General features: G+C 36.3%; 10 protein-coding genes. 8 read left to right on the top strand and 2 right to left on the bottom strand.

Annotated elements, in window-relative coordinates:
- On the top strand, positions 1-286 hold a 286-nt coding region (locus BMX83_RS10050), incomplete at its 5' end, for an IS3 family transposase (RefSeq protein ID WP_143059532.1).
- Between the two features lie 85 nt (positions 287-371).
- Here BMX83_RS10050 and BMX83_RS10045 read toward each other — a convergent pair.
- On the bottom strand, positions 372-1,256 hold the full coding sequence (locus tag BMX83_RS10045; RefSeq protein ID WP_091636655.1) for a Cof-type HAD-IIB family hydrolase: 885 nt from the start codon (positions 1,254-1,256) through the stop codon (positions 372-374).
- A 117-nt stretch (positions 1,257-1,373) separates the two neighbouring features.
- On the opposite strand from BMX83_RS10045, the gene BMX83_RS10040 reads away from it, so the two are divergent.
- From BMX83_RS10040 to BMX83_RS10010, 7 genes are all read left to right on the top strand, one after another.
- Positions 1,374-2,060, top strand: a complete 687-nt coding sequence (locus BMX83_RS10040; RefSeq protein WP_091636651.1) for a uracil-DNA glycosylase — start codon at positions 1,374-1,376, stop codon at positions 2,058-2,060.
- Between the two features lie 84 nt (positions 2,061-2,144).
- Positions 2,145-3,125, top strand: coding sequence for a phosphate acetyltransferase (pta, locus tag BMX83_RS10035; RefSeq protein ID WP_091636649.1), 981 nt, complete (start codon positions 2,145-2,147; stop codon positions 3,123-3,125).
- Positions 3,126-3,491: 366 nt separating this feature from the next.
- On the top strand, positions 3,492-5,450 hold the full coding sequence (locus tag BMX83_RS10030; protein WP_091636646.1) for a fructose-bisphosphatase class III: 1,959 nt from the start codon (positions 3,492-3,494) through the stop codon (positions 5,448-5,450).
- 74 nt (positions 5,451-5,524) lie between these two features.
- Positions 5,525-5,941 (top strand): acyl-CoA thioesterase, encoded by a 417-nt coding sequence (locus BMX83_RS10025; protein WP_091636643.1) that lies wholly within the window; start codon positions 5,525-5,527, stop codon positions 5,939-5,941.
- Between the two features lie 369 nt (positions 5,942-6,310).
- Positions 6,311-7,012 carry an NAD(P)H-dependent oxidoreductase gene (locus tag BMX83_RS10020; protein WP_091636640.1) on the top strand — a complete coding sequence of 234 codons (702 nt, stop codon included), beginning with the start codon at positions 6,311-6,313 and terminating at the stop codon, positions 7,010-7,012.
- An 11-nt stretch (positions 7,013-7,023) separates the two neighbouring features.
- Complete coding sequence (locus BMX83_RS10015) at positions 7,024-7,206, top strand: hypothetical protein (RefSeq protein WP_091636638.1); 183 nt, start codon at positions 7,024-7,026, stop codon at positions 7,204-7,206.
- Positions 7,207-7,357: 151 nt separating this feature from the next.
- Complete coding sequence (locus tag BMX83_RS10010; RefSeq protein WP_091636635.1) at positions 7,358-8,011, top strand: SDR family oxidoreductase; 654 nt, start codon at positions 7,358-7,360, stop codon at positions 8,009-8,011.
- Between the two features lie 174 nt (positions 8,012-8,185).
- Here BMX83_RS10010 and BMX83_RS10005 read toward each other — a convergent pair.
- Positions 8,186-8,462 (bottom strand): transposase (locus tag BMX83_RS10005; RefSeq protein ID WP_143059514.1); only part of this gene is annotated, 277 nt, incomplete at its 5' end.

Below are 8,462 nucleotides of genomic sequence, written 5' to 3'. Positions count from 1 at the left end.
GGCTTATCAAATGCGAGCTTATGGAGAAGAATTAAATGATAATAAGATTTTCCAGAGCATGTCCCGTAAGGGAAATTGTCTCGATAACAGTCCAATGGAAAACTTCTTTAGTATCTTGAAACAAGAAATGTATCACGGACGTATTTATAAAAGTTATGAGGAATTAGAAAAAGCAATAGGCAACTATATTTATTATTACAACAACTATCGAATGAAAGAAAAACTTAATTGGTTAAGTCCGATTGAATACCGTTTATCACCACCTTATTTAAAACAAAGCGCATAAAAAAACAGAGTAGGATTATCTACTCTGTTAAAAAGTCTAACTTTTTGGGGTCACTATAATGAATAGTGGTCTTTTACTTAATTATTTATTCATTATAAAACTTATCACTCAATACACGAGAAATGGCCTCGGCCACACCATTTTGTCGATTGCTCGATGTTTTAAAGTTAGCTGCTTCTTTAACCTCTGGTTCCGCATTATCTACGGCAACAGAGTATTTAGCCCACTTAAGCATAGATAAGTCATTGATATTGTCACCAATGGTCATGACTTCATCAGAGTTTACACCTAATTGCTTGGCCAATTGAGAGACAGCGATACCTTTTTGAGCTCCTTCATGGTTAATTTCAAGATTTCGTTTACTGGAGGCCGTGATAGCTAAAACAGGTATGTCACGTTCGAGTTCCTCTTTAAGGGGTTTTAATATTTCCCGACCTTTGCTTGAGTGAACAGAGACTTTGAGAATAACAGCACTATCATCATCAAGGATTTCACTGTAATCATCTACAAAGTTGATTTTCAATTCTTCAGCGTAATCAGCAGCATTTGCTGTAGCTTCTTCATAAGAGGTGTCTGGGTTCATATCATAAAGCATAAGGGCTAGCATTTCTATACGTTTATCCTTGTTGTCAGAATAAATCCCTTTTGAAGTCATTAATTCTTCGTGAATATCACTATAATCAGAAAAAATAGAAAGCATTTTTCTGACCGTACTTTTTTCTAAGCCACGGTTATATTTGATGTTGCAGTCCTCGTCAAAGTATTGAGCACCGTTGTGGGCAATTAGCGGACAGCGTATATCGTTGTCTTCAAGTAGTGGATAAGCCATTGGGAAGTCTCGTCCGGTTGCAATAGCAAAGTGGATCCCTTGGCTCTGCGCACGTTTAATAGCTGAAACATTGGCATGGCTGATTTCCATGTTTTCATCAAGCAAGGTACCATCCATGTCGGAAACAATAAGTTTTATCATTTATATGTCCTCTCCTCTAAATCTTAATAATCGTTCAAGACTAGCATACCAAATAAACCAGTGAGAGAACATGATGTTTATCTATAAATTTAAAATTATATCAAAAGGAGATGCTTTATGACTATTTCTGTAGAGAATGATTGGCAGCCAATATTGGAAGAAGCTGCCAAGGAGGAAACGTATCATGCGTTGAAAAGTTTTTTGAAACATGAATATGCGACGGCAACAATTTATCCGAAAAAAGAGAATATTTGGCAGGCTTTTGACTGGACACCTTATCATGAAGTCAAAGTTGTTTTACTCGGACAAGATCCATACCACGGCGAAAATCAGGCACACGGGTTAAGTTTTTCAGTCGATCCTAACGTTTCGATTCCGCCTTCCTTGCGTAATATTTACAAGGAATTAGAGAATGATTTAGGTATCCCACCGGCTTCGCATGGCTATTTAAAAAAATGGGCACAAGAGGGTGTCCTTCTTTTGAACACCGTATTGACCGTAAGAAAAGGGGAGGCTCACTCGCACCGTAATAAAGGATGGGAAGAGTTAACAAATCAAGTCATTCGTGCACTCAATGAACGTGAAAATCCACTTATTTTTCTCTTATGGGGAAATGCAGCCAAAGCAAAAAGAAAAATGGTTGATGAATCCAAGCATATCGTGCTTACAGCTCCGCATCCAAGTCCATTATCTGCCTATAGAGGATTCTTTGGATCAAAGCCCTTTTCTAGAACAAATAGCGCGCTAAAAAATATTGGAGAAGAACCAATCGATTGGGAAATTCCGGAAGATTTAAATATATAAATGAATATTCAAAGACTACTATAAATTATGGTGAGAAAGTGTTAGTATATTATATGTAGAAAAACAATAACGGAGGGAACAACTGTGGACTTATTTGATAGTTTAAAAAGTAAAATCCAAGGAAAAGACTTAAAAATCGTTTTTCCTGAAGCATTAGATGAACGTATTTTGGGAGCGGCAGTTCGTTTATATCATGACGAATTACTCACACCTATTTTACTAGGGGATAAAGAGCAGGTTTTAGAAGTTGCGAGAGAAAATGGTTTTGACTTAACGGGAATAGATATTGTCAATCCACATACGTATGAAGAATATGACGACATGGTGAATGCATTTATTGAACGTCGTAAAGGCAAGGCAACAGAAGAACAAGCAAGAGAACAACTTCTTGAAGTTAATTACTTCGGAACAATGCTTGTATATATGGATAAAGCAGATGGCTTAGTTAGTGGCGCAGTCCATTCAACAAGTGAAACGGTTAGACCGGCACTACAAATCATAAAAACACGCCCAGGCATCACGCGTACATCAGGAGCATTTATTATGCTACGTGGACGTGGACAAGAGAAATATGTTTTTTCTGATTGCGCCATTAACCCAGATCCGGATGCGAAAATTTTAGCAGAAATCGCTGTTGAAAGTGCACGGACGGCAAAAATGTTTGATATCGATCCGAAAGTAGCGCTTTTAAGCTTTTCTACAAAAGGATCTGCTGATTCTCCAGTTGTTGATAAAGTACGTGAAGCAACAAGTATTGCCCAAGAAATGGCTCCTGAGTTTGATATTGATGGAGAACTTCAATTCGATGCTGCCTTTGTACCCGCTGTATCAAAACAGAAAGCACCAGATTCAAATGTAGCTGGACAAGCGACTGTGTTTGTTTTCCCAGAACTACAATCCGGAAACATTGGTTACAAAATTGCCCAGCGGTTAGGTAACTTCGAGGCTGTTGGTCCTATTTTACAAGGATTAAACAAACCAGTATCTGACTTATCGCGTGGATCTGTAGAAGAAGACGTCTATAAAACAGCTATTATTACAGCAAACCAATCAATACAGGACTAATTTTAAGCACTGGTTATTGAATAGTTGTGTGTAAAATAAAATAGAGTATGAGAGTAAAAGAGAGGCAAAGTGCGTATCGTGCTAAGTCTCTCTTTTTTAATTATGTAAATACATAGAAAGCTCTTTTTTAAAAGTGTTATACTAAAAACAGAGGGAGACTTTCTTTATTGAAGAGATTTAGAAGAAATTGACAGAAGACATGTTAGGGGTAGAGCGAATCAAAGGCGTACATAGATCAAGAATTACCTGATTGTTGAAGGTAATATGAAGTAAGCGAAGGAAATAGTCCGTGCATTCATAGAAATTAAAGGAATCACAAACTCATAAATAAAGCGTTTAGATGGAAGCTTATAGGAGAGGATAAAAATGAAGGATACTAAATACTTAGAATTTTTGAAAGAAAAATATCAGAATCCGGAGTCTGTGTATACTGAATTAATAAACCTTGAAGCCATCCAAAACTTACCAAAGGGGACAGAATTGTACTTATCAGATATCCATGGTGCTTCTACAACGCTTGAACATATTCTTAGAACAGGATCTGGAAATGTAAGAGAGAAAATAGAAAATTTTTATGGAGAAAAATGGGATAACAATAAAAAGAATGCATTCAGTTTAATGATTAGCTATCCCAAAGAAGCCTTGGCTAGAATGGAGCCGGGGAGCAAGACAAAAGAGTGGTACGCTGAAACGATTTTAAACCTTATTGACTTTATGCGATTTTGTTCTGTTAAATATACACGATCGAAAGTCAGAAAAGCGCTGCCTGGTAAATATCAATATATTATTGAAGAACTCTTGTATACGGATCTTTCTCGTAATGAAAAAAATTTATATTATAAAAACATTCTTGATAGACTGATCGAGCTGGAACAGGCTCAGTCATTCATCATTGCTATATGCCAAGTGATCCCCCGTTTGGTGATTGATCATTTACATTTGGTGGGGGATATTTTTGATCGATCTAGCGGAGAATATGATATTCTGGAGAAACTAATGGCTCATCACTCTGTTGATATACAATGGGGAAATCATGACGTCTTGTGGATGGGAGCAATGTACGGATCAAAGGTTAATTTAATGACACTTCTTCGTATTGCAGCACGATACGGTTATCTTTTTGATCTCGAAAAAACATACGGGCTCAATCTTAGACCGCTTTTTCTCTATGCAGAAGAAAATTACTCTGTACATGAGGCTTTTAAACCAAAGATTCTATCAGATGAAAAAAACATATTCAAAGAAGAGAGTAAAACCTTGTTAACCAAAGTACATCAGGCGCTAGCGGTCATTCAGTTCAAACTTGAAGGGCAGATTATTCATAGAAGACCAGAGTTTAAAATGGAAGACCGACTATTACTCGATAAAATTGATCAGAAAAATAAGACGATAGAGTTAAATGGACGCACGTGTTCTTTAGATGGATTTCCCTATGACCAAATAAATTTTGATACTCCATATTCTTTAAATTCTGAAGAGCAATATATTATAAAGACTTTACTAGAAAGTTTCCAACAATCAGAAAAAATTGAGCGCATTAGTCAGTTTATGTTGAAAAAAGGGAGTATGTATCTTTTATATAATGATCATTTGTTGTTTCACGGATGTATTCCAATGGATGAAACTGGGAAATTTATGAAGTTGAGATTTAAAGATAGCGATGCGCATGGTAAGGACATGCTGGATTTTTATGAGAAACATATTCGGCAAGCTGCATTAAATCCTAAGATAACTGAAGATTTCTCAACTGATTTGATTTGGTATGCTTGGACAGGTCCAGTTTCACCACTCTTTGGGAGAGATAAGATGACGACATTTGAAAGATATTATATCAAAGATACAGATATGCACGAAGAAAAAAGGAATGCTTATTTTGATTTGAGAGATGATGAGGAAATTGCATATAATATATTAACTTCGTTTGGACTGGACGCGAAACACTCCAAGATAATTAATGGTCACACCCCCGTTAAAGCTAACAAAGGGGAGCAGCCAGTTAAAGCAAAAGGAAAATTATTTGTCATTGATGGTGGAATGAATAAGGCCTATAGAAAAGATACAGGAATAGCCGGCTACTCTTTACTAAATAACTCTTATGGCTTTCAGTTAGTCATTCATCAACCTTTTGAATCAGTAGATAAACTATTTAAGCAAAACAAAGAGGATACCTCTCTTAAAAAAATGATAGACGCTAAACAGAAACGCAAATTAATTAAAGATACCACCGTTGGGCAAACAATCATGTCGCAAATTAATGATTTACAGCGTTTAGTCTCTTATATTAAAGTGGAAAAACAGACTAATGATGATTCGGTGACGTGGTGATTATTTTAACAATCACTTTTACAAAAAGATTTAATAAATGACGATTTCAAAATGAGTAGGGTAGGAGATAGAAAATGGAGATATACACTCGTAAAGTACACTATTATGAAACAGATCAAATGCAAATCGTACATCATTCAAATTACATTAGATGGTTTGAAGAAGCACGTACAAATCTGATGGATGATATCGGTTTTAGCTATAAGCGCATGGAGGATGAGGGGATTGTCATTCCTGTTCTGGGCGTAAATGTTGAATATAAAACGATGTCACGTTTTGGAGAGACTGTAGAAATTGAAGCGACGGTCAAAGAATTTACTGGGGTTAAGTTGCTTGTGAATTATGTCGTTCGAGATAAGAAAACGCAAGATATTCGAGTCGTCGGGGAAACAAAACATGCCTTTCTGAACAAACAAACATATCGTCCAGTATCCTTGAAGCGTAAACACAAAGAGTTATATGAACTATTTAAAAATATGATTACTGAATAATTCGATGAAAGCTGTTGTTCTATTTGATAAAATTTCTGAGTTAGAGGAGAAATGTCGAGCCCAGCGAGAAATTTCAACTGAGTGACCACTTTTTTGCTGAAAATGTCCTACCCAAAAGATAGCGAGGGCTGAGTGACCAGTTTTTACTCTTAAATGTCAAACTGGGCGCCATAAAAGTTTTGAGTGAACACTACAGGTCCTAGAAGCCCAGCGCAGAACGCTACACTCTTTAAATGTCAAAGAGTGTAGCGTTTTTATGTCCATTTAAAATTGTTTATACCTTTAGATTCTATTGTTCACTCTGCTTAAAAAAATTTGGTATACTTAACTCGTATCAACAAACAGGAATCACATCTAAGGAGAATTTCCGTGAAAACTTTAATTATTGTATCACATCCCACCGTTCTAGAATCAGGAAGTCAACAATTTCTAATTCAGTCTTTGCCGGATGATGAAGATATTACCTTGCACTTACTTGAAGAAACATATCCAAATGGAAATATTGATGTAGAAAAAGAGCAGGCACTTTTGCGCGAGCACGATCGCGTCCTTTTTCAGTTTCCGTTTTACTGGTACTCTTCTCCCCCACTTTTAAAAAAATGGCAGGATGAAGTATTAACTGAGCATTTTGCATTTGGCTACAGGGGGAACAGACTTCAAAATAAAGAATTTGGACTAGTCCTTGCAATTGGGCTGCCTGAGAAAGAATATCAAACAGGTGGACGAGAAGGGTTCAGTATTAGTGAATTAACGAAGCCATACCAGGCGATGGCCAAGAAGACGGGGATGACATATTTAAAACCCTTAACCATTTTTCAATTTTCATATATGACTGAAAAACAAAAAAAGGCCTTACTCATTGATTATCAACAATACATTAGCCTAGAACAGCCAATATCATTGAAAAGACGAGAAGAATGGTTCATAAAGCAGTTAACAAAAACGTCGAAAGAGACCTTGCCAGGTGAACATGCAACATTCGTTATTGAAGAAGCAATAGACAAAATAGAAGATAATCGCCTAGAGCTCGACGAACTAAGACTACACTTAGATAATTATGATGATAAATAAAGAGGGATATTATGGAAGATAATCAATGGTTAAAAGCGCAGTTGGAACAATTAGAATCAGAAAGTCAGGACTATAAACAAAAAGCGTTGCTGCAAGCAACAGTCGCTTTACTTCTGGAGCAAGAAAAAAGAGAAGAACAATTACAAGGTGAGTTGGACGGCACACTCTGGAGTCCGGGAAATTGGACGGTATAATTTTTAGTAGAGCAGTATTTTGAGGTCTGATTGCTCTGACTCTAAAATGGCCGAAAAACGCAAAATCAATATATTGAGGCATCTTTTTGGTTATCGCTCTTTCTTTTTGTTAAGCTTATTGAAGAGTTAAAAATATTAAAGGAGCGATAATATGAATGTATTAGTCGTTGGAGCGAATGGTCAGATAGGACAGCATTTAATCGATGAATTAAAAAAACAAGGCAAGCATAACCCCATCGCTTTCGTCAGAAAAGAAGAACAAGTTGAACACTTTAAAAAACAGGATGTAAAAGCGCGATTGGGAGATTTAGAAAGTTCTATAGACGAGATTAAAAAAAGTATGACGGATATTGATGCGGTTGTATTCACAGCTGGATCAGGAGGAAGTACGGGATCTGATAAAACATTGCTAGTCGATTTAGACGGAGCAGTCAAAGTTATTGAAGCCACCAAAGCGAGCGGAATTGACCGTTTCGTAATGGTAAGTGCCCTTGGTGCAGATGAACGTGATAGATGGAGTGAAGAGCTTAAAGGTTACTATGTAGCCAAACACTTTGCTGATATGTGGCTGTTAGACTCTAACCTCAACTATACTATTGTTCGTCCAGGTATGCTTCTAAACGAAGAGTCAATTGGAAAAGTTCTTGTCAAAGAAGCAATCAAAGACAATGACGTATTTAGTATCCCTAGAATAGATGTAGCTAAAACAATTGTTGCAACTTTAGATAATGAGAATACGTACCACAAGTCCTTTGATTTAGTTACTGGACAAGACACTCTGGATGAGGCACTGAAAAGCTTATAATATTTCAATAAAAAAGCACTGTCACTAATATTAGTGACAGTGCTTTTTTACATAATAACATTAGAACATTAAAAAAAGGCAACAGTGTTATAAACGTGACAAGAATGGTTCTTTGTCAAATCGTGTTGGTCAGAGATTTCCGAGGTAGAAAGTCGACATGCTTTCTACCTTTATTTATGCGACTTTAGTATTTAATTGTTTGACGATTTCTTTTTCTTCTTCAAAAGTTAAGGGTCTGATTTCTTTGTTGGTCTTTTCTTTCAACTTAAAGCTAATTAGAATACGTGCTCTCAAATGTTTAAAATTACGATAACCATAGCCACTTCGCTTTATTGTTTTAATCTTATTGTTAATGCCCTCAAGGTGTCCATTGGACAAGGTATACTTACAGGAATTTTCTATGGAATCTAGGTATTTATTTAAAGTCTGGAATGTTGTTCTAATATATCTC

The organism is Alkalibacterium gilvum (genome assembly GCF_900109085.1).
GTDB lineage: Bacteria > Bacillota > Bacilli > Lactobacillales > Carnobacteriaceae_A > Alkalibacterium > Alkalibacterium gilvum.
The sequence above is the reverse complement of the archived record's forward strand: the minus strand, read 5'-3'. Positions and strand labels throughout refer to the sequence as shown.